We start from the raw sequence: 22,197 nt of genomic DNA on the forward strand, positions 1-22,197 counted from the left end.
TTTCCAGCATTTGCCGGCGGCAAATCAGGATGACTTTCCATGTTCCGGTCCATTTTCTCTTTATCTGTGAATCAACAGAAAAGAACGTTTCGGAACGCCATCGAGGCCCGTGCGAATGAGTTGATGAAGAAAGCAAGCCCCCGTTCGTCATTTGTCTTTTTTATGACTTACATGCTGTGTGTGCCGTCTTTTTTGAATTTCCCCTGCCGATAGAATTACTTCCATAATTGACAGCTCACTATAGACTGCTACTATATTCCCATACTGTTAATAACTGATTTCTTTCGGCTCCATGGCTGGCAAACTCAGTCACCGTATGAATCGTTCACCATCAAGGAAAAATAATTAAATGAAATCTCCCCTACAAAATAACGTCAGTATTCTCCGTTCCAATGCCGATCGTTCGACAGCCGCCATCCACCGCATCGCCGCCTTGTCGCTGTCTCTGGGATTGACATTATTCAGTGTCAACAGCAACGCTACCAGCCTGACGCAGGTTACTAAAAGCCCCGCCGGCGTCCCTGGCAACGACATCAGCAGCAACCCTGCCATCAGCAACAACGGACGCTATGTCGTTTATCATTCCAGCGCCAGCAATTTGGTGGACGGCGACTCTTCCGACCTCATTACCGATGTGTTTCTGTACGACCGGAAAAAAGGAGTCAATTATAAAATCTCGCATGGAAACGACCACAGCCTCGACGCCCGCATCAGCAACAATCTCAAGTATGTGGTGTTCAGTTCCTTCGCCGACAATCTGGTGGAAGGCGATACCAATGGTTTCTCCGACATTTTCCTTTATGAAATCCAGACCGGGATTACCCGCCGCGTCTCGGTGGACCCTCTGGGCAAGTTGCAGGCGAACGGCGGCAGTTTCACACCGTCCATCAGTTCCAGCGGGCGCTTTATCGTTTACGAATCCAATGCCAACAGGCTCGTCGTCGGCGGCGACAATAATTTAAGTCGGGATATTTTTCTTTACGACAAAAAAACCCATTTCACCACCCTGGTTTCCAAGAGCAGCTCCGGCACACAGGGAGACGCGGGAAGCTATTTTGCACGCATCAGCGGCAACGGCCGCTATGTGGTTTATCAATCCGATGCGACCAATCTGGTGGACGGCGATGCCAACGACGCGTCCGATATCTTTTTATTCGATAAAAAGAAAAGCCTGACTTATCTGATTTCGGTAACGGCAAAGGGTCAGGGCAACGACAACAGCATCACGCCGTTCATCAGCAATAACGGCCGCTACATCGTTTACGGCTCCTACGCCAGTAATCTGGTAGACAACGACAACAACGGAACCTCCGATATTTTTCTTTACGATACCAACACGGGCGTTACCCGACTCGTATCGGCCGACAGCAGCGGACAATCGGGCAACGGAGAAAGTCTGAGCCCGCGCATCAGCGGCAACGGACGCTACATCGTATACTCTTCCGCCGCCAAGAATCTGGTCGAAGGGGATACCAACAATCTGCCCGACATCTTTCGCTACGACATCAAAACCGGCGTGACTACCCGGGTGTCGGTCAAAGGCGACGGCAGCACGCAAGGCACCGGCGGCGGCAACTTCAGTCCCGGCATCAGCAACAACGGCCGTTACGTCACCTACGAATCTTTTGCCGACACTCTGGTGGACGGCGACAGCAACGGAACTTCCGACATCCTACTTTACGACAGTAAATAACCGGTCGCACTTTGCCCGCAACTCCAGGGCGCCGGCACCTGTAACGAACCCGAGTTTTTAATCGATTCGAAAAAGACTCGGGTTGTTTTCTTGCCATTCGTACGCTCGGCTGGACGGTCCATGGCAGACGGTCAAGCCGGGTTTACCTTCCTGCCGAACCGTCGCCGTCGACTCAGCGAAAGGCGGCAACGATTTTTCCGCCGGTAAGCCGGCCGCCGCGCCTCCGCGATAATGGAGCAAGCAATTAAAATCTGTTGTTTTCCAACCATCCGAGGATTTATAATCCGAATCAAACAGATTCCATCGTTTTACACCCATGAACCTATCTCGTTTATCGGACCGTTCCGGCTTTTACCATCCCGTCTGCAAACCGCGGCTACGGAAAGAGAGCGCGGCGGTTGTCGGTGCGGAAAAGGCCGGTGCGCTCCAGGATCATCCGTGTGTCCCCGCAATTGCGAAAGATCTGTCTCACTCTGCGCCGGGCCGTCAGCCGGTTTCCCCTCTTCCCGGCGTGCTCCGATACAGACCATACGAATACGGGGCAACCGCCGATGCCGACCGTCTGATCCGCGACCCCGGCATCAGCCGTTACAATCTTGACGCCGTCAGTGCCTATCAACGCACTGAAAACCAGGAAGAACGCGATCGGATAGAACAGATGCTGGGCTTTGATCTTTACGTCTAACCCGACGTGAAATAATACCGTTTAGCGGCGCATCGGGCATTTGCCGGATATCTGTAAAACCGGCACAAAATCATTATTTCAGAATATCTCTGGCCCTATTTTCCGACAGGATGTCTTTCGACCTTAAGTAATCCACGTCTTTCTTAATCAGGTCGCTGTCCAGATCCACGATATTCGCATTCGCTAATTTCGCTACGGCGGCACGGATGTAGTCGTCCTCCGTGTATGCGGCGGAAATGGCAACAAGTTCGCTCATGGTAAATCTGTCCTTGAACGTCTGTACCGGTATAATCCGGTGTTTGCCCTCATAATCTGCAAACGAAGCACCGGATAAAACAAACAAAAATAAAAACAAGGAGAATAACTTGAACATTTTGACTCTCCAGTAAGAAATAAGGAAAATTCGCGGCATTTTTTAACCCCGCACAGGACTAAAAAGCGCTCAAACCGACGAGTCCCTTCTTTCAATCCTTGCTGAAAGCATAGGCCATTTATTGGCCGGCCTGTCCTTGAGATTATTGGCTGGCTGTAAAAAACGCTTTCATCTGGCAAAAAACGGCCATTTCTGCCGTATTCCGTGCCTGAAAAGTCAAACAATTCCGCCTCGCCTTGATTCTTTCCGTCAATTCAGAAAGACGTAGATGGCCCGCCGAGCTTTTTTTCTGGCGTCCTCGTCGTTTTCAGCCTTAAGTTTAATAACCGATTTTATTTGATCACCCAATAAAACCCTTAAAAAATAGCCGTCCTGTTCATACACCAGTTCGGCATCCATCCATTTTTCAATAATTCGTAACATACAGGTTCTTGTTCGGTAAATTATTCAGATTACGCAACATGAAAGTTAAGCAATAAATATGCCTATATCGATTTAACTGTCGGACATTACGGGTTTTTTGTTATTTCCGGGCCATTGCATCGGCGTTTCGGCAGTTCCCGGGCTATTTTTCGGCCGAAATGACCGACTTTTTGATTCCGCGCAATGGCCCCGTCATGCTTCCACCGAAGCTTGAAGGTTGAAATCAACTGGATCACAATGGGGCATTTGCACAATGGTCATGAAGCCATTCTTCGAACGTACCCGAAGCTCTGATTCAAGGTTTCATTAGAACGAGGACGCGAGCGCGCTTTCACCATGGGCACACGAAGCCACCGACTAAAATCACTCCTTAAAAATTTCATCGTTTTCGCTGGCCTATTGTTTATCGCAGACGTCATTTGGGGTCTGGTATCGCTTCATGGATGGATTTATTTTTTTACCGGAACTGCTCTGTTTTATACCCTCGCCTATTGGATAAAACCTGGAAAGTAGTCCGTCAATTCGATGTCCGGAATCGCTTGTACTCAATTGAGAATAGAATTCTTGTCAAAAAAATACCGCATGCCGCGCTTCTTAATCTGTCGTCGGATTTTTCGGGGGAATTAACCGGCCTTTGAATGCCTGACCTGGCCGGAATCGATAAAAACGCCCGAGTTCCGGGCGCTTCAGTAAGGATGAAGGGGGGCATTGATGTCTGTTCATTGACGGCATTGTTGACTGCCGTCAATGAAGCCGAAATTCAGGATCAGAATCGCCGGAATTTTGCCGTGACCGTCTTGCTTGCGTCCAGGGTCACCACGCACACCGGGTTGCGCGAGCCGGTGCAAGCGCCGCTCCAACCGATGAATCTGCTTCTTAGTTGAGGTCGCGCGGTTAAGGTCACTCGAGTATTCGGTTCAAAATCGGCGGTGCAGATTGTGCCGCATCTTATGCCCGCCGGATCACTGTTAACCGTCCCTTTGCCGTCGCCCGATTTGATAATCGTCAACGAAACAGTTGAGACGCCGCCGGTTTCCGGCGCCCAAGCGGGATCTCCGGCGTTGCCCAGGTTGGTCAAGGGTTGGGCTGTGGCGGCCGCTCCGACAGAGAGCGCAGCCGCCACAGCAGACGTTGCCAGGGGCGCAGGCATCACGTAAATATCCGAACCGCCGAAACCGTCGGCGCGGCTGAACAGAATCTGGGTGCCGTCCGGCGACCAGGACGGAAACATGTCGTTGACACTGGCATCGTTGCTCAAGTTGGCATCGTTGCTGCCATCCTTATTCACTTTCCAGATTTGCCATGGGCCGCAGCAGGAGGGATCCTGGCTCTGGCTCATAAATAAAATTTGCGTCCCGTCGGGAGACCATGCCGGCGCACGGTCCTCCTCCAAAAATTGCGTTCTCGACGTGGTGCCCGTCCCGGCCGAAACAATCTGCTCGCCGCTGCCGTCGGGATTAACGGTAACGATTTCGTATTGAGCGCCTTGAATCAATTGCCCCGTTCCCGGATCCGTATATTGTTCGAAGCGCACTCCGGCAAATGCTATCTTGCTGCCGTCCGGCGACCAGGCCGGTTCGATTTCGTCGAAAGGAACGCTGTCCGGCTCGATGTTGGTAATGGGCATTTCCCCGGAACCGTCCGTATTGATGACGAATATGTCGGTTTGGTCACCCATGTAAGAAAAAGGGCGGTGGCGCATGAACGCGATCTTTTGTCCATCCGGCGACATGCTGGGGCTGCCCTGCCAGGCATAGGTATCGGGCTGATCCTTGAAAGTCACCTGTTGCGGATTGGATCCATCGGCATCCATCACCCAAATGTTGGCATTGAAGTTGCCGATATCCTGAGTGAACGCCATCTTGAGCCCGTCTCCGGACCAGGACGGACTTGACTCCGATAGGTCCGGCGTATTGGTTAAATTGACCGGGTTACTGCCGTCGGCTTCCATGACCCAGATATCGCATACCGAACCGCCTATATTGGAATTGTAATCGCATACCGTATAGGCAATCTTGCCGTTGGCGGCGACCGCTGCCTGTGCGGTTTGCTGGCCAATCAAAGGAGTGGATGCAAGTAAAAGGGAAAAAATGAGTTTATTGGTTTTCATGATTAATGCCGCCTACTTTGTTTATTATGGATTCAACCGAATTTCGAAGCCGAGCCTGTTGCAAAACAGCAAAAGCTAACTGCTGTATTCCTGAATCCTGGGGCAAGGTTCAATAGAAAACGTGTTTGTAGGAAATGTTCCGGAATCTATTCAGGATCGGTAAAGACGAACAGCAGTGCCGGCCGTCCGATCTCTCACCGACGCGGCGTCAATCTGCGGGCCGACAGACGTGCCGATGGAGAATGCACCACAAGCAATCCAATCCGGGCGGCGATGGGTGGAAATAGTGAAAGAGTCAAGAAAGACTCGCGCCCTTCTCGATTCAGGCAGGCGCTCTTCCCTGCCCCGCCGCTTGCCGGATCAGCTCGCTCAATTTCGAAATCACCTGCTTTCTCGCACTGGTACTGCGCCAGACCAAGCCTATTTTCCGTTTCGGGGCGGGCCGGGCGAAAGGCAGATAAAGGATGCCCGTTTCTTCGCGCACGGCAAGGTGCGGCATGAAAGTGATGCCGGTGCCGGCACGAACCATTTGCCGCAAGGTTTCGAGGCTGGTGGCCCGGACGTCCTGCTCTTCGCCGACACCGGCGGCCTGACAGATTTGCAGCGCCTGTCCGCGCAGGCAGTGGCCTTCCTCCAGCAGCAACAACGTTTCTCCTTGCAATTCTTCCTGATCGATCTCCGCTTTATCCGCCAGCGGATGACCTTCCGGCACTGCGAGCAGAAATTCATCCTCGAACAAGGCTTCGCAGTCCAGAAAATCGTCGTGAATCGGCAGGGCCATCAAGGCGCAATCCATTTGCCCGTTTCTTAATTGATTCAGCAACGGCTCGGTTTTTTCCTCGACCAGGATCAGCCGAACAAGCGGCAACGCCTGCCGTATCAAGGGAATCAGCGAAGGGAACAGATAGGGCGCCAACGTCGGAAAAGCGCCGAGGCGCAGGTTGCCGGCCAACGGATTTCGGGCGGTGGCGGCCAGTTCCTTGAGCGCATTCTGCTCTTTCAAAATTCGCCGCGCCGACGCAATGACTTGCTCGCCCAGCTCGGTAGGCAGCACTTTCTTGTTGGTGCGTTCGAAAATCTGAATGCCCAGTTCGTCTTCCAGTTTTTTGATTTGGGTACTCAAGGTCGGCTGGCTGATGAAGCAGCGTTCGGCGGCTTGGCCGAAACTTCTCAAATCGGCAACGGCGATCAAGTAATGCAGGTCTCTCAGATTCATAGGCTTTTATGATAGCTTTTATCAATCGATACGATTAAAACAATCGATTATACATTAACACCTCCTCTGGCTATTCTATCGCCAAGCCAAACAAAAAGACTTGGCTTGCTAACTCAAACAACCACAGGAGAACACCATGAACGCTTCATCCACCAAAAACATTGGCCTCGGCGCCTTGCTCGGTCTGATCGCAGTGACCGCTCATGCCGATACGAATGCAGAACTGATTTATCAGCCGCACACCGCTCACCATGGCATTTACGGTTATCCCTCGAGCGTTCCGGCTGAGATATCGCGATCTCCCGAACTGATCTACGTCGATCAGGCTTACGGTCCGGCCATTTACAGTTACCGGCATACAGGCAAGGAAACGGCCGCCGTTTTCAACGCAGAATACGTAGACACCGCTACCGGTCCGGCAATCTACAGTTACGGGAAAAATTCAGAATAACGGAGACGTAAAAGCGCGGCCGACAACGAACGAATGACCCAACCTCAAGGCCGGACGTCCTCCGGCCTTTTTTTTGCGCGTCCATCCTGCCCAAAAACGCTGTCTTGTATGAATTGCCGCCTATCCCGGAAGCTTCAGAATTGCATTCTGAAGCCAGCCGAATCCGATAAATTCCTGCTCGAGGCGAAGGTTTTTGCGGATCCTGTTGTCGCGCAGATCGTCGAATAAAGCCTTTTCTTCCGGGGTTAACAGCGGCAAGTCCTGGCGTGCCTGGTCTTTTTCGTTTCCCCAGACGGACCGATGCATCATCAAGGTTTCGCGATCCATCAGAAACGATTCGACGTGGCCGAATTTGTTCCGTAGTTGATTCAAGATGGCGAAGCCGTGCGTATCGATGTCTCCCCAGTAATAAATCCGGCAATCCGCGAGCCAAGGGATGCCCGACACGCTGTCCCAGCCGTAACCCGAACCGAAGATGAGCAGACTGTTCGCCACCTCCGGAAAAGCCAAAAAATTCGTCTCGTTTTCGGTAATGAATACCCGCCCGACCGAAATCGGCCATTCGGCAAAGCTCCGGCTGTCCAGCGCGACGTCGGGCAGGCCCAAGCCCGGCAACGGCGACGTGGACGGATCCAGCACGCGAAACCGTATGCGCACCGGCTTGTCCCGAAAACCGTAACGCGCGGTAAAACCGCTGATGCCGTTCGCGTCTGGATTGACGGCTTCCTGCGGCAAACAGAGATCGAGCAATTCGGAAAGCACCGCACGATGCGTTTCAATGAATTTGCTGTGCACGCCCGGAATGTCGACTTGCCGCAAATAAATCCCCGGCCGCGGATGGGCTTGCAGCCACGCAACGACGTCCATCAGCAACGACCACTGCCCGGCCAAGTCCAGCGCCTTCAGCGGCCGTTTGGCCAGCCAGTTCAACAACAAGGGCTGACGCCGGCGGGTTTCCTCCGCCATCCTTTCGAAACGGCCGGCTTCGGTGCGCTTGCCCAGCATCGCCAATGCATCGTCCGGACTGTCGATCCAAACTTCGCCGGGCAGAGCATTCGTTCCGAAAATCCGGTGTGAAAAAGTCTTCAGCTCGATCCGGCAATACGGAGCGGCCATCAGCTCTTTTGCCCACGACCTAACCGACTCGAACCGTTCGGCGATTTCGGCCGACGTCGGCCCCTTCAAAATCAGCCGTCTGGGAAAACGGTTTTCCCGATCGATCATCTGCGCCAACAGTTCCCCTTTGTCCCATAGTTTTTGCACCTGCGCACGTAAATCGGCCGGGCGGGTCCATGTTGTTTTTTCGGCCACGGCTTTGCCGGTGCTCATGCAAGCTCACCGGAGGAGCGCCTTCGGGCATTTTCCTCCCGGTATTCCTCGATGGACAGATTGCGTAATTGGGAAGCGCTGCCTTGTTCATTGAAAACGAAGCCGACGTTCGAGACGAAAGGTTCGATGATATGGATTTTTTGCAGCGGTGTAACAATCAACAATTGCAAATTGAGCTGCTCGAATAGCCTCAGGCCGTATTGGGCCGACTCGTCGGAACCGCGGCCGAAGGCTTCGTCGATGACGACGAAACGGAACGAACGCGAGCGCAGCGCGCCCCATTCCAGGCCGAACTGGTAGGCCAGGCTGGCGGCCAGGATCGTGTACGCCAGTTTTTCCTTCTGCCCGCCCGATTTGCCGCCGGAATCGGAGTAATGCTCGTGCTCGCTGTCGTCGGCCCGCCAGCGCTCGCTGGCGGCGAATACGAACCAGTTGCGCACGTCGGTGACTTTGCCCGTCCAGCGCCTGTCCTGGTCGGTCAGCCCTTCGCGGCCGCGGAAGCGGTCGATGATGGCCTTGACCTGCAGAAACTTGGCTTCGGAATATTGCGCGTCTTCCGAACCGGTCAACGCGCCTTCGGTGCAGGCCCGAAGATCGCTCTGGAAATCGCGGACGTCGGCGTCGGGGCTCGGCTGCGACACCAACACGATGTAACGGCCCTGATTGTAGTCGATCTGGGTCAAGGATTCGTTGATGCGGGCGATGCGTTCCTTGATGGTTTCGCGCTCGCGCGACAGTTGGGCGTTGAAATTAGCGATTTCGTTGATCGTGTTGACGTTCAGCAATTCCTTGAAGCGGGCCTCGAAGCGCGGCAGGTCGTCGCCGGCCAGTTTGTCGAGCAGGTTCCGGTATTCGAAAGCCGCCTCGATGCCGGCGTCGAATTCGGCGGTTTCCAGTTTGAATTCGTCCTTGAAAGCCATCATCTGTTGGATGATTTTGTCGCGCAGATTCTTCAACCGGCGGTCTTCGGCATCGATGCGCTCCTGCAGCCACTTGCGTACCTCCTGCTCGCGGTGGTCGCAGGATTCGACCGTCAATGAGTGATCGCCCAAGGCTTCGCCGCGCAGCGCTTCCAGTTTTTCCAGCAGAGGCGCGGCGTCGACCGTCATCAGCGACCGCGTTTGCTCTTTAAGCTCCGCCGCGTTTTGCTGTTTTTGTTCGGTTTTCGAGCGTTTGTCCCTGGCCTCCTCCCAGGCGGCTTCGGTGATTTTCAGTTGCTCTTCGGCCTGTTGCAATTGTCCGGTCAGTTGCCGCAACACGTCGGACGACGACTCCAGTTTGCGCAAGTCGTCCTGCAGGCGGGCGATTTCGGCCGCCGGTGCCGGCCAGTCCAACTCTTCGAACTGGCCGAATTCTTTCAGTCGGGCCAACACTTCCAATCCGTCCTGCAGGGCTTTACGCTGGGCCTGCAAGGCGCCGATCTGGCCGCCGATTTCGGCGATGCGGCTTTCCAGCCGGCGGGCTTGCATCTCCAGCGCGGCAATCTTGGCGGCATTGCTCCAGCCCAGCACGTAGCGGCTGCGGTCGTCGATACGGTGACGGTCGTCTTTTTCGTGCCGGCCGCTCGGATCCTTGATTTGGCCTGCCTGAGTGATGGCCCGCTGTTCGCGGCGGAACTGTTCCTGCGTCGTGCAACAGGCGACGTCGAAGCGGTGGGCCAATTCCCGTTCCAGCCAGTCGTAGAACGGCGAATCGGGTTTGACGGCGAGCTTGCGCACCAGGGAATCGCGGTGCAGATCGGGCATGTCGGCGCGCCGGGAAGGCCGCACGTGAAAATACACCAGGCGCCCCTTCAAATGGTTGCGGTCCACCCAGGCAGCCACGTCCGCATAATGCCTGTCCGGCACCAGCAGCGACAGGCCGAAACCGCGCAGCAGGCGTTCGGCCGCGCCTTCCCAATCCGCTTCTTCTTCGCGCACCTGCAATAATTCGCCGGCGAAGGGCATGTCGCCTTCGGCCAGATTCAAGGCTCGGCACAACGCGGCGCGGATTTCGATCTGCGTTTTTTCGATGTTGCTGCGGCGGGATTTCAGGTCGGCGATTTCTTCCTGCAGAGCCTTGTGTTGCTCGCAGACCGTTCGGAACTCAAAATCGCGCTCGCTTTTGCGGTTTTCCAGCTCCGCATCTTCTTGTCTGAGGCCCTCGGCCCGCTCCGCCCATTGTCGGCGCTGCTGCAAAAATCCCGCTTCGTCGGCGGCTGGCTGCTCGCCGACTTGCCGCAAGAGTTCCGCATAACGGTCCGCCCGCTGTTTGCGCCGGTCCCGCTCCTTTTCCATGATCTGGATTTCGGCCTTCAGACGTTCCAGCCGGTCGCCGCCGTTTTCGGCCACGGCCTGTTTCAATTCGCCGATCCGGCGGTTTTCCGCGCTGCGCTGTTCCTGCAATCGCTCGACCTGCGCATTCTGCCGCTCCCAGTCCTCCTGCAGCGAAACCAGCCGTTTATCCAGCAATGCCAGCTTCAAACCGGAAAAATAGCTTCTCAGCGCATCGCGGGCCGCGCGCAATTCTGCAATGTCCTTGCCCAGTTCTTCGTGGCGGCGGCAATCGGCGGTCAGGGGCGTCAAGAGTTCCACCTGGCGTTTGGCTTTCAATACCGCTTCGTGAGCGCGGTTCAGGTCGTCGAAATGGGCGATCAAGGCCTGGATGCGGGAAGCCGTGTCGAAAGGTTCCAGCATGTGGCTGCGCACGAAGTCGGTCAGATTGCCGACCGATTTCATCGACACGGTCTGATGGAACAGTTCCAGGGCTTGTTCGTTGCCTATACCCATCTGGCGGCGGAACCACGCCCCGTACTTGACAAAGCTGTCCTCGATTTCGGCGCCCACGTCGCGCAGTTTTTTGCGCAACTGGCCGATGTCCGAACCGAAACGGCTGAAGTCCTCGGCAATGCCCAGTTCGCGCTCGGCGCCGACATAAAAGCGCGCCGGCTGGCCCTGGGCGTCTTTCAGCCAGAACACCTGCGCCAAGGTGACGGTCTTGTCGTAGCCGGCGTTGTGGAACACGCCCAGTATCACCGAATAACTGTTGGCGTCGCGCAAGGCCACCGGTTTGGCGGTGCCGGTGACGTCGTTGCGCTCGGACTTGTAATGGCCCAACACATAGGAGCGCAAACTGCGCTCCTTGCCGTCCGCGCCGGCGGCTTTGTTGTAGGCGATGCGGTTGGCCGGCACCAGCAGGGTGGTCACCGCGTCCACCAGAGTGGATTTGCCCGAACCGATGTCGCCGGTCAACAGGCCGTTTTTACCGTCCAGTTGCAGCGTCCAGACCCGGCCGTTGAAGGTGCCCCAGTTCAGCACCTCCAGACGCATCAGGCGGAAGCCGGACAAGGCATCGTCGGCGACGAAGTCCAGTTCCAGGGTATAGGGTTGGTTCATGAGTTTTCTTCCGCTCCGGTCAACTGCGCCAGGTAGACCGCCAGTCTGGCGTCGAAATCCGCCAGCCATTGCGCATCGACGAAGGCTTTCAAAATGCGCCGGACTTCAAAACCGGCTGCATTGCCGTCGCCCTTCAGCCGGCGCAAAAAACCCAGTTCGACGACTTTGTTGATATGGGTTTCGATCTGGTCGAGCAAACGGGCTTCGTTGCTGCTGTCCGGTAAAAACACCCGGATCAGTTCGGCGATTTCGTCGCGCGTCAGCACCAGCAGCGTATCGCCGCCGACCGCATCGAATTCGGCCAGCTTCTTGCGCAGCAGCACCAACAGCAGGCTCACCGGAAACGACAGCGGCCGGCGCGCGATCAGGCGCGGCATTTTCCCGGCCTCCGGATCGTCGTCGGCTCTGGCACGCAGAAAGGCGTAGCCTTCGGCCTCGTCCAGTATCAACTCCAGGCCGATCACCGACATATAGTCTCGGACCCGGGTTTGCAGATTGAGCAGCGCGGACCATAAGCCTTCGTTGCCGTCGCGGTAAATCACGCCTTTCAGCAGGTGAATCGCCAATGCCGATAAATCGGCAGGGTGTTCCGTTGCAATGTCGGGTTCCATCAGTCTCTCACAAAAATCACGCGCGGCAGCCTGGCGTGTTTGACAACCCGCCCGCCGCCGGCATCGCGGCCTTGCCAACTGATCGTCTCTTCACGAGCCTCGTCCACGACGGTCGCGAACTGCTCGCTGCCCAGTTGCAAATAGGCGACCAGTTCGGCGAGCCCCTGCCGGAGTGGCTGTGTCTCGGTCAGGTCGCGCAGGGTCACTTGCGCCGTAGCCTGCAATGCTCGCTGAATATGACGGGCCAGTTGCGCCTTGTCGATAACGACCTGCGAATACAGCGCATCGACAGCCACCTCGGCCTCGCCGGCTTCGAGTTCGACATCCGCGAACACCGGTTTGACCGACGGCGTAAATAAGGGCCGCTCCAATGCCAGTTCCACTTTGGCACCCGTGTCGGCAATCATCGTCACTTCGCCGGCCGGCGGTGCATCGCGCAGCTTCAACGCCTTCGTTTCGATGCTGTGCAGCAAATCCATGATCCGGCGGTTTTCCAGCCAGGCCTTATCGTCCAGAAAACGTCTGAGCTGCTGCGAAAGGCGGGCGACCGTTCGCTGGGTATGCTCGCCGGCTTCCAGCCAGTCGTAATGCACTCGGCGGGTACGGGCATCGGGTTTCAGTTCATCGATCGGCGACAGGGAAAGCACGTGCTCGAGCAAGGCCGACAATTCTTCCTGACGGCGGCTGGACATCAGAAAATCCCAGAACGCCTGAAAGCTCCGCCCCTGATCGGAATCGGCAATGGCATCGCTCTCGCCCATGATTTCTTCCAGCAGTTCGCCTTTGGCGCCTTCCCACAAAGCGATCCGTTCGCGCACCCGCCTGTCCAGCATCCGGAAATTATGCTCCACCTCACGAAAGTCGGTCAGCAGTTCGCGCGCCAGTTGCATGAATTGCTGAAAACGCTCCTTCAACGCGGTATCGTCCAGCATCGGCACATCGCCCGCCGCAATCCGTGCGATCTCGCTGTCGATCTCGTCGCGCCGCTTGTGCAGTTCGGCGATGCGCTTGGCCGGATCGGCTTCGCTGCCTTCGCTGATCTGTTTCAACAGCGCGAACAACGTCAGCAAACGCGATTCGGTGCCGACAAAACTGCGCTCGGTCAACGTGCCGAGCCAGGCAATGGCCTTTTCCGTGGCCGGCGTCAAATCGAACTGCGGCTCATCCGAGCCCTGCCGGTAGAATTTGCGCAGCCATCCTTTTTCCGGACTTGCCCAATCATTCAGATAGTTGAGCGCCGGTTTCGGAAAAGCGTCTCCTCCCAGGCTCTCGCGCAGACCATACAGCTCGTCTTCCAACGCCTCCGCCAGATCTGCCGCGGCAATGACGCGCCGATTGGGCACGACAAACGCCCGGTGCAGGAAAGACGCCATCAACGGCGCGTGATCGGAACGCAAAAGACGCCACGCGGGGTGATGGGCACGCAAGGTATCCAGGGTAAAGTAATCGAAGGCCATTAAATGATGCTTATCTCATAAAACGGATGGACTTGATGTTGCACTCAGGTGGGTAAATGGTAATACGCATTGAGGTTTTAATTTCATTGATGACGACAACCTTGAAATCGAAGATTATTTGTATCAATCCTGGCGTGATTTGACAAATTAAAGATCGTGATCGGCTTATACGCTAATTCGATGTGCTGTAGAAAATCTTTATATTCATCATGCAAAACGCGCTGAGTGAAGCTATTCTACCCTCAACGCCTTAAACACCGCATCCGCCGGATCGGAATAAAAAATGGTTTGAAATTTGGCGAATAATTCGCCCAGGACCGTGGGAATGTCGCTGACGCTGGCCATCGGCAAGATAAATTTGGCTTTGTTCATTCAGTGTAATTCCGCAAGCTTGAAAGCATCTTTAACATCATCCGGGACGCTATAATTGCCGGTAGCCATAGCATTCTCCTCGTCTGTTGAAAATTTCAACAAATTATCCGCTGCTGCTGGACGAATAGCAATGATCAATTGGAATCGGTTTTAATCATTGAATCTGCACTTTTTTACTTAACGCCAAGACCTGGACGATACCGGACGAGCATAGCAAGAACGGCAAGCCTCACACGATTTACTCGTCAGACTTCGCTCTAAAACAACTCGAACGCTTGGCGGTATTCCGGGAGTCCGACATTTATCTGTTTACGGATCGAAACGGCACTACTCACGGCTGCGATAAATCCATATCCAAACAGGTCAACGACCGCCAGACCGACCGCGACCTGAGCAATCGAAGCGCCCATAAGGATGCCTTGCGGCTATCCGGCGGCAAATGGACGCCGCACGATTTACGGCGAACCGGCGCCACGATCATGGGTAATCTGGGCATCCTCGGATATGACAGCCCTCAAAAAACAAGCGCCTGTGATACTGAAGATAAGGCAAATGTTCTGCCGCGAGCCAGCGCAAGCCAAGTTTTTGATGAAGCCCCAGCGATAAACGGTGTTCTTCAGTTAGACGCATCGAGATCAGTATTTCCCCGCTATCATCAAAACTTATCAGAAAACGGTCAAACAACGCATCAAGGTTTGCAGCGAGCAGAAAACCGTTATAGACATCCAGTCGCTCGGCGTCATTGCCGCACTCGGCCCAAGGCTTCGCATGGCTGGCTCTCAGCACTTCGGGAACATCGATGCCGGTAACAGAGCAAGCCTGTCCCCAATAATCCATCATCGCCTTGCGAAAGGTGCTTTGCCCGATCCGCTGCCGCACCATGCATTCGATCTCGGTACCATTAGGCGGAAGCTTGGCCAGTGTTTTTTGAACTTCAGACTCGTAATCGATTTCGGCTTGATTGGGCAACGACTGGGCCAATGCCGCAGCGCGACTCAGCAATTGCGTCAGCAAATCGATGCTCGGAGCGATAAATTGGCCTTGATTGCATTCAATCCGAGGAAAGCTTCTTTCAAGCTCATGCGTTAACAATCCTACCGGCAGTTTCAGAAGCCAGACGCTGTTATCGGCGATAATTTTGACTTGGACGCGATGCCGTGCAGAGCCAAGTAAGACGGCATCGTCCTGGTCAGGCAGGACATTCTCGAAACCGTGTTCTCGACCGGCTTTCTCAATCAGTATTCGTTCGAGCGGGTTCATTCTGGCTTTCGTTCGAGTTCACGGCGATTGTGGGTTAGTTGCATAAGTCGCTATTTCGTTCCCCTACCCTTCGCATAGCCGTCGTCATCGTCTGCCGGAATCGTCGGGGTCGGCATGGCCCTGACTTGGACAGCCAATACTTCCGACGTTACCTCATCGTCGCCATAAAGACTGTCTCGCGAAAGATTAAGCTCAGGCCATTGGCCTATCGACATGGGTTCCGGCAAACCGGCTAAATTTTCCGGAGAATGACTTGTTGCCCAATCGATCAATATGGCCAAAACTTCGGGCAATGGCTTTTGCCAGCGTTGTTGCAACAATGTGAGCCTTTGTGTGTGAATCTCGTCTAATTCAGCTTCGATGTGCATTTATAATTCTCGTCTGAAATAACGTTAGTCCAAATCTTTACTCGGCGCGTCTGCGCCTAAATCGCTTCGGCTAGATTCACAAGACAGTATCTTCTTTAAATGGATCGATGATCGTCAGACGTCCGTCGATGACTTGTCTGTGTTGCAGGTCTTCACTGTACAACGTGGCACAGTGCGTGGCCAATGCGGTGGCGATAATCAAGCTGTCAAAATGACTGTAACCATAGCGTTCGGCAAGCGCCCAAGCCGCACGAATTTCCGACATACCGACATCTCTGAGATGAGTCACCTTAATCAAGGCGCTCAATTGTGTGCGTACATCGGCCGGAGCTAAACGTAATTTCCGGCGTAATACATGGCTGCATTCATTAATGACCTGAGTCGAGAGCGTCGGCCATGCCGATAACAGGACTCGCGCAATCCGGCGTTTGTCTTCATCTGCACCTAACGCGTATAAAACAATATTGCTGTCAAGAAATACCGACATGCCTAGCCTCTCGCGTCATCATACAAGGCGTCGCGATCGGAAATGGGTTTACCATGCCATTCAATTCGGATGCTATCCAGATAGGCCAAGGCTTGTTGGTGTTCGGTTTCGCTGGCGGCTTCAGGTTGTCGTGTTTGACGTTGCTGCAAAAATTCTATGAAATCCAGCACTTCCTGAGCCTTCTCTACTGGCAAGGTCAAGCTACGTTGGTAAATGATTTCGGCTAGGGTCATGGTTGTTTCTCCGGTGGCTATCTCATTCTTAAAGTCTGTCAGGTTAAAAAAGTTTCCCGCGTTCCAGTTTATCCCAGGCTTCCAGTACCAAACGGCGGGTGCGGTATTCGCCGAATTCCTTGGGTTCGTTGTTTTTGAGGACGCGGAAGGTTTCGGATGGGTAGTCGCAGTGATCAGGAGACCGTTTCGTCAATCATTACCGGAGTAAATTGTCAAAAGGATAGTGATTCTTCCAGCGATAAGCACCGAAATCGCGTTGATCGGTCGATACAATGCGCCCATGCCCCAAATGCTCGGCCAAAATGACCAACGAAGCATCGGCGAAGTCCATGGGCAGATTGGCGTATTGCTGCATCAATTCGGCAGACCGCGCCAAATCCTGTTCGTTGATGACGAATAACGTAAACAGCCCGTCCTGTTGCGCTCTCAAAAACTCAACAGATTTCTGAGAATTCAGCCGTTTTTGCAGCAAGTAACAGACTTCGGTAATAACCGGTGTGGTCGTTATCAGCGGTTCGGTCAGTCCGCCGAGAAAGCTCCTGGCAATTGAATGAAAGTTATCGCGCCTGTCCAGCAGTGCCAGCCAAAATCCACTGTCAGCGATAATCATCGGTCATTCCACAAGTGGTTTTTGTAATCGACGGAAAGGTTGCCGTCGCCTTCCATGCACCCCAGTAACTGGTGTTGCTCAAGAATCCGCAATGCTTTCTCCCCTTCGGATTCCGCTGGAGGTTTGGCGTTTTCGACGGCTTGGGTCAAAATGTCAGTAATGACATCCGCCAAGCTGCGATGGGTGTTTTGCTGCTGATGCAACAGACTTTGCGCCAATTGATCATCCAATTCTAATTCAATGTGCATGGCAATACCTCTTAACCGATGGTTTGAAAACTATTGTATCCCGTAGTGCCATTGACCTATACCAATTTCTCGCGTTCCAGTTTATCCCAGGCTTCTAAAACCAAACGGCGGGTGCGGTATTCGCCGAATTCCTTGAGCTCGTTGTTTTTGAGGACGCGGAAGGTTTCGGACGGGTAGTCGTCGCCCATCACGTCGGCCGGATCGAGGACGTAGCGCAGTTCGTCGCGGGTCAGGCCGTAGGCTTTGGCGTACCAGGCGTCGAGTTCGGCGCGGATGATTGCCCGGCGGTCTGGATTGAAAGGAAAAGGTGAATAGCGAGTAGAGAATGGCGAAAGGTCTTCTTTTGGCGAGTGGTGAGTAGTGAATGGCGAATGGTTGTTGGCTTCGTTACCATTCCCCATTGACCATTCGCCATTCGCCGCCAGCAAGTCGTCCGCCCAGGGTTTCATGTCGTGTGAAGTGTAGGTCAGTTCCAGCACACGGGGGACGATGAAGTTTAGGTCGGTAGGGGTGTAGAAATCGGGGGGTAATACCGGGAGTTGTTTGGACAAGAAGTAATTAAGATGTGTTCCGCCGACTTTATGGCGAGCAACAAAGTCAAGTGCTAAGGAAGAAAGGTTGCCTATCAATGCTGCATAAATTTTACTGTCCGCTTGTTCAGCCGGAAAAATCAAAGGCAACTGATTTCCAACTCCCGACTTTGGAAACACACTCGCAATCACCGTTCGCTCGTTGGTCGCATTGGTAATATCTCGCCACCCCAACAACCAGCCCCGCTCCCAGCCCTTATCCCGCAAGCGCTGCTCGACTTCCGATTTATCCACCCAATAACGCGGCGTCACCACAAAATCCGGGTTCTGCTTTTCCGCTAAAGTAACATCTCGGCTGCTTTCACCATTCGCCATTCGCAATTCGCCACTCGCCCCATAACTCGCCCAACGATGATCAAACTGGTGAATCATCTTGGCTTCGTAAAGCGGTAAATAGCGAGTAGTGAATGGCGAATGACCGCCCTTCTTACCATTCGCCATTCGCGATTCACCACTCACTTCACTTACAAACAAATGACTGTCGCCTGACATATGAAACATCGCCATAAATCGAATGCCCCAAGGATTTTGCTCTGGCTCATTGCCGCGCGCTTCGCGGATCAACACCGGCACGCGCTGGTAAATCTTGCGGGTCAATTCCGCATCCATCCGCGAGCGAAATACCGGACAGGTCAGTGTATTTGGGTTGATGCGGCTGAAATCCTCGGCACTCAACGCGAAGCGGCGGCGGCTGTCGGCCAGTTGCTCGGTCTGGGTCAGGAAAAAGGCGAATTCGGATGGAGGCGAATGGTGAGTGGTGAGTGGCGAATGGTTGTCGGCGTCCTCTCTATTCGCCATTCGCCAATCGCCATTCACTCCCCTGATAGTCAGCAGGCAGAACTTCATGCGGCTATCGACCGCTGGAAATATTTTTTCGCGGTTTTCGAAATCAAACAGGCTTGCCAGCCGCCCGCTTTGCGCGATATGACCGAAATAGGCTTTCGTTGAATCGTCGGTGGCAATCCCGGTCGGCACGATGAAGCCGGCTCGGCCCTTTTCTGACGTAATCTGGGAGATGGATTCCGCAAACAGCGCATAGGTGTTGACGTCGCCGACGCCGGTCAGCGGATAACGCCCGCCATCTTCGCCTTTGACGTGCGCGAACACGCTGGCGGCCTCGGCGGTGCGGCGGGCGCTGATGAAGTCCTGATACAGACGCTGTTCAGCGGGTGAATGGCGAATAGAGAATGGCGAATGGTCGCCGCTTTGACCATTCGCCATTGACCACTCACCATTCGCTAATTTATCCGCCAATATTCCTTGCCGCAGCCATTCAATACGTTGCGCACGCTCGGCCTTGTTTTTGGCTTCCGCGACGTGGCGGTTGCGGGTGGCGAAAAACTCTTCTTCTTGCAGTTTGATGCGTTCCCACGGCGGATTGCCCAGAACGCAATCGAAACCGCCTTTGGCGAACACTTGCGGAAACGCCAGCGGCCAGTGCAGGACGCGGGCCGCTGCACACAATTGGCGCGCCGCTTCCAGCCGAGCTTTTTGATGCACTTCCGCCAACTCGTCGGCGGCTTGATCGGTAAACAGCTCCAAATACAGGTTCTGGCTGGTCGGGGTCGTGATTTTGGCATCGACATCCGCCTTCGGCGCCAGCAAGGCGCCGATTAACAGATCGGCCGCATGTCCAAGGCGGTGTTCCTTGGCGTGATGCAGGAAATCGCGGTAAGCGGCTTCCTTGGCGGCGATTTCGGCGGTCGTGGCTCCCGGCAGATTTTCAATCGCTTCGAGTTCCGACAAGCCGGAAGCATCGTCTATCGCGATGTCCAGATTGCGGTTGTTTTTGAGTTTGCCAAATGCTTTGAGTCCTTCTTTATTGGCATTCGCAATCGCCTTGCATATGACCTTATCGTCGCCGGACAAGGGTTTAAAGGCGGCATCCGGGATGCCGGATTGCAGTTGCTTGAGATCGGTCAGGCCGATCAGCGCATCGCCGCACAGCAAATGGTGGTCCAGAAACGACAAAGCCAAGCCTTCCTCAAATCCTTCCAGCCACAGTGCGGTACGGGCCAGCTCGATCGCCATCGGGTTGCGGTCGACGCCGAAGATGCATTTGCCGATCACTTCGCGCAGCGCGTGGCGATAGTCCTGTGGCCTGACCGCACCTTCCGGGGCGCGCAGTGCCGCCAAACGTTCGGCCAGACGACGCGCCGCCGCCAACAGGAAATGGCCGCTGCCGCAAGCCGGATCGATGACTTTGATGCTAAGCAGCGCGTGAGTGGTGAGTAGCGAATGGCGAATGGGTAACGGTGTGGATGGCCAATAGCGAGCGGCGAATAGCGAGTGGTCGTTTGTGGTGTCGATCCCATTACTACTCGCCATTCGCCATTCACCATTCGCCTCTTTACCATTCACCGTTTGAGACTTCGCTCCAATGCCAGCATCTGTTTGCCCAAAATCGTCGATTGCTCGATCAGTGGTTGAATTTGTGTCTCGTCGATTAAGCCTATTTGAACGGCCAGAATCAAATGTGTTTCCAACTCCGTCCTGCTGCCATTCGCCGTTCGTAGAAACTGAATGAACTCTGCTTGATAATGCCTTCCCCAGCCCTCGGCGATATTCGCCGGAACCGATACCGCCGCCCGGCGTATCTGCGAAGTCAGCCCGTACAATTCTTCCCTCGGAAATTGACCGGTGAGTTTGTAAGCTTGTTTGGCTAACTGCATCCCTCGTTGCCATACTTCCAGATCCTGGTAACTCTGAATGGACATACTTTATAAACTCCTGCTGGTATGCGGGCGAAACCATTTTCCACTCGCCATTCGCCATTCGCCCGGCTTCGCTGAGCCGGTCTTCAATGACCGGATCGAGCGCGGACTTGATCAACTCCTGCACCAGACTGTCCGGCGTGTAGTAGCTGCCGGTGGTCTTGCGGGCGTTGCCTTTGGCGGGCGAATGGGCGTCGGCATCATGACCATTCGCCACTCGCCATTCACTATTCACTACACCGACAAAACCGAAGCGGCGGGCGGGAATATCGATTTCCGGCACTAGTTCCAGCAGACTTTCATAAACCGAGCCGAGTTCTTCCGGCCCCATGTTGCGGTAGTCCACCGGTGCAAGGTTGCCGCTGATATTGGACCAGCGCATTTGTTTGATCGTATCCAGCAAATGGATGTTGCTAAGGCTGGCGGTATCCAAATCCGGGCATTGATTGACCGCAAACAGGCCGCCCAACGCCGGCAAGGCCAAACGCGGCTGGCCCTGCGCGAGGCTGAGAAAGACGATGCGCAACGCTTGCCAATGATCGTCGAACGGAGTGCGGGCGCGGCGGCGTAGACACCGATCCCGTAACCGGGAGAGCGCATAGCCTTCGGCATAAGCTTTGCGGGCGACGATGGCTTGCGGGTTTTCGTCGTCGGTATGCAGCACGCCGCGCTCCTCGACCGTGAACAGGAAAATCAGCCGATACACCAGGCGTAACAGTTGTTGGAAAAAATCTTCTTTGCTCAAACGGCCTTCCAGCAAATCCAGGCGCAGGCTGTCGTTGGTCGGGTGCTGGATGAAGCCGTTGCCGAGATGGATCAATGCGTCGGTAACGCCCTGGCGCAGGCCATCGCGAACGCGAGTGCCTTCACGTTGGCCTTCGGTGCGCCAAGCTTCCCAGATACAGTCTCCGTTGATACCGGCGCGGCTGGCATGCAGAATACGCCAGGCCATTTCAAACTCGGCAAAGCGTCCACCGCCGAGCATGTCCTGCAGGTCAAATTCCAAAAAGCTGGGACGAGTCAGCGTGGCGGCGTCGCGAAGCAGGCGTATCTGCTTGCCGTTGCTGACCAAAGCCCAGAGATGTTGGCCGCTGGCATTCAGAAATGCTTGAGCCGCTTGAAACGGGCTAAGCTTGCGCGTGCCGCTGCCGGCAACGACAAAACGCGGATCGGGTTCGTCCAGGTCGAGATCATGTGGAGCGATGACGACAGGCACGCCGCCGCCGGCCAAGGCGCTGATCGGGTATTGGCGGTCGCCGACAGCCAAACCATCGATCCGTTCCACCGGTTGATAAGCCAATGCATCGCGCAACAGCTCCTGGGCAAACTTGACGGTAACGGCCTGGGCGTCGACATCCAGGCGTTCCAGATTAGGAGAGAAATGCTTCCATTGCGCGGAGGCAATCTGGAAAGCCCGGCTGTATTCGTCCTTGAGTTTAAGACCCGCCGGAATGCGATAATCGGCTTCGGTTTGTAGCGCCGCTTTACCGAGGGCGGCTTTTTCGAGTTGATCGGGTAAAAACAGGCTGCCTTCCAGGTGCAGGGTCGGCAAATTGAGCAAAGCGGTAGGATTTTTTCGAACGCGTTTCATTC

The 22,197-nt window shown here is 54.8% G+C and carries 19 protein-coding genes; 3 read left to right on the top strand and 16 right to left on the bottom strand.

Annotated elements, in window-relative coordinates:
- The first annotated feature begins 349 nt into the window (after positions 1 to 349).
- Together A3OW_RS24150 and A3OW_RS0105330 are read left to right on the top strand one after the other, a co-directional pair.
- Entirely contained in the window at positions 350 to 1,693 is a 1,344-nt protein-coding gene (locus A3OW_RS24150) for a TolB family protein (RefSeq protein ID WP_020562392.1), read from the top strand.
- Between the two features lie 316 nt (positions 1,694 to 2,009).
- Entirely contained in the window at positions 2,010 to 2,378 is a 369-nt protein-coding gene (locus A3OW_RS0105330) for a hypothetical protein (protein ID WP_020562394.1), read from the top strand.
- Positions 2,379 to 2,451: 73 nt separating this feature from the next.
- Here A3OW_RS0105330 and A3OW_RS27620 read toward each other — a convergent pair whose 3' ends face one another.
- The 4 genes from A3OW_RS27620 to A3OW_RS0105355 form a co-directional block, all read right to left on the bottom strand.
- Positions 2,452 to 2,634 carry a hypothetical protein gene (locus A3OW_RS27620; protein ID WP_157385796.1) on the bottom strand — a complete coding sequence of 61 codons (183 nt, stop codon included), beginning with the start codon at positions 2,632 to 2,634 and terminating at the stop codon, positions 2,452 to 2,454.
- Positions 2,635 to 3,000: 366 nt separating this feature from the next.
- The gene (locus A3OW_RS28200; RefSeq protein WP_020562396.1) at positions 3,001 to 3,174 is read right to left on the bottom strand and encodes a hypothetical protein; all 174 of its coding nucleotides are present in this window, start codon (positions 3,172 to 3,174) and stop codon (positions 3,001 to 3,003) included.
- A 766-nt stretch (positions 3,175 to 3,940) separates the two neighbouring features.
- On the bottom strand, positions 3,941 to 5,284 hold the full coding sequence (locus A3OW_RS0105345) for an InlB B-repeat-containing protein (protein ID WP_020562397.1): 1,344 nt from the start codon (positions 5,282 to 5,284) through the stop codon (positions 3,941 to 3,943).
- 322 nt (positions 5,285 to 5,606) lie between these two features.
- Positions 5,607 to 6,500: a LysR substrate-binding domain-containing protein gene (locus A3OW_RS0105355; protein ID WP_020562399.1), complete on the bottom strand. Its 894-nt coding sequence runs from the start codon at positions 6,498 to 6,500 to the stop codon at positions 5,607 to 5,609.
- Positions 6,501 to 6,636: 136 nt separating this feature from the next.
- Here A3OW_RS0105355 and A3OW_RS24155 point away from each other — a divergent pair, with 136 nt between their 5' ends.
- Complete coding sequence (locus A3OW_RS24155) at positions 6,637 to 6,951, top strand: hypothetical protein (protein WP_020562400.1); 315 nt, start codon at positions 6,637 to 6,639, stop codon at positions 6,949 to 6,951.
- A gap of 120 nt (positions 6,952 to 7,071) precedes the next feature.
- Here the strand turns inward: A3OW_RS24155 and A3OW_RS0105365 are convergent, their stop codons facing one another.
- From A3OW_RS0105365 to A3OW_RS29215, 12 genes are all read right to left on the bottom strand, one after another.
- A complete protein-coding gene (locus A3OW_RS0105365; protein WP_020562401.1) occupies positions 7,072 to 8,280 on the bottom strand; it encodes a DUF3322 domain-containing protein in 1,209 nt (402 codons plus the stop codon).
- Positions 8,277 to 11,654, bottom strand: a complete 3,378-nt coding sequence (locus A3OW_RS0105370) for an ATP-binding protein (protein WP_020562402.1) — start codon at positions 11,652 to 11,654, stop codon at positions 8,277 to 8,279. Before A3OW_RS0105370 ends, A3OW_RS0105365 begins: the two co-directional genes overlap by 4 nt.
- Complete coding sequence (locus A3OW_RS0105375) at positions 11,651 to 12,265, bottom strand: DUF4194 domain-containing protein (protein WP_020562403.1); 615 nt, start codon at positions 12,263 to 12,265, stop codon at positions 11,651 to 11,653. The genes A3OW_RS0105370 and A3OW_RS0105375 overlap by 4 nt, the downstream gene beginning before the upstream one ends.
- A complete protein-coding gene (locus A3OW_RS0105380; protein ID WP_020562404.1) occupies positions 12,265 to 13,722 on the bottom strand; it encodes a DUF3375 domain-containing protein in 1,458 nt (485 codons plus the stop codon). The genes A3OW_RS0105375 and A3OW_RS0105380 overlap by 1 nt, the downstream gene beginning before the upstream one ends.
- A 231-nt stretch (positions 13,723 to 13,953) precedes the next feature.
- Positions 13,954 to 14,094, bottom strand: coding sequence for a hypothetical protein (locus A3OW_RS27625; protein ID WP_020562405.1), 141 nt, complete (start codon positions 14,092 to 14,094; stop codon positions 13,954 to 13,956).
- A gap of 477 nt (positions 14,095 to 14,571) precedes the next feature.
- A complete protein-coding gene (locus tag A3OW_RS0105395; RefSeq protein ID WP_020562407.1) occupies positions 14,572 to 15,354 on the bottom strand; it encodes an HNH endonuclease in 783 nt (260 codons plus the stop codon).
- Positions 15,355 to 15,404: 50 nt separating this feature from the next.
- Positions 15,405 to 15,722 (bottom strand): hypothetical protein, encoded by a 318-nt coding sequence (locus A3OW_RS0105400; RefSeq protein ID WP_020562408.1) that lies wholly within the window; start codon positions 15,720 to 15,722, stop codon positions 15,405 to 15,407.
- Between the two features lie 76 nt (positions 15,723 to 15,798).
- Positions 15,799 to 16,209: a PIN domain-containing protein gene (locus A3OW_RS0105405; protein ID WP_020562409.1), complete on the bottom strand. Its 411-nt coding sequence runs from the start codon at positions 16,207 to 16,209 to the stop codon at positions 15,799 to 15,801.
- Positions 16,210 to 16,211: 2 nt separating this feature from the next.
- A complete protein-coding gene (locus A3OW_RS24160) occupies positions 16,212 to 16,442 on the bottom strand; it encodes a DUF2281 domain-containing protein (RefSeq protein ID WP_020562410.1) in 231 nt (76 codons plus the stop codon).
- A 196-nt stretch (positions 16,443 to 16,638) separates the two neighbouring features.
- Positions 16,639 to 17,052 carry a type II toxin-antitoxin system VapC family toxin gene (locus tag A3OW_RS0105420; protein ID WP_020562412.1) on the bottom strand — a complete coding sequence of 138 codons (414 nt, stop codon included), beginning with the start codon at positions 17,050 to 17,052 and terminating at the stop codon, positions 16,639 to 16,641.
- Positions 17,049 to 17,300 carry a hypothetical protein gene (locus tag A3OW_RS0105425; protein WP_020562413.1) on the bottom strand — a complete coding sequence of 84 codons (252 nt, stop codon included), beginning with the start codon at positions 17,298 to 17,300 and terminating at the stop codon, positions 17,049 to 17,051. Before A3OW_RS0105425 ends, A3OW_RS0105420 begins: the two co-directional genes overlap by 4 nt.
- A gap of 56 nt (positions 17,301 to 17,356) precedes the next feature.
- Positions 17,357 to 22,195: an Eco57I restriction-modification methylase domain-containing protein gene (locus tag A3OW_RS29215; protein WP_020562414.1), complete on the bottom strand. Its 4,839-nt coding sequence runs from the start codon at positions 22,193 to 22,195 to the stop codon at positions 17,357 to 17,359.
- Positions 22,196 to 22,197 lie beyond the last annotated feature (2 nt).

The sequence above is a fragment of the Methylosarcina fibrata AML-C10 genome (genome assembly GCF_000372865.1).
GTDB classification, from domain to species: Bacteria; Pseudomonadota; Gammaproteobacteria; order Methylococcales; family Methylomonadaceae; genus Methylosarcina; species Methylosarcina fibrata.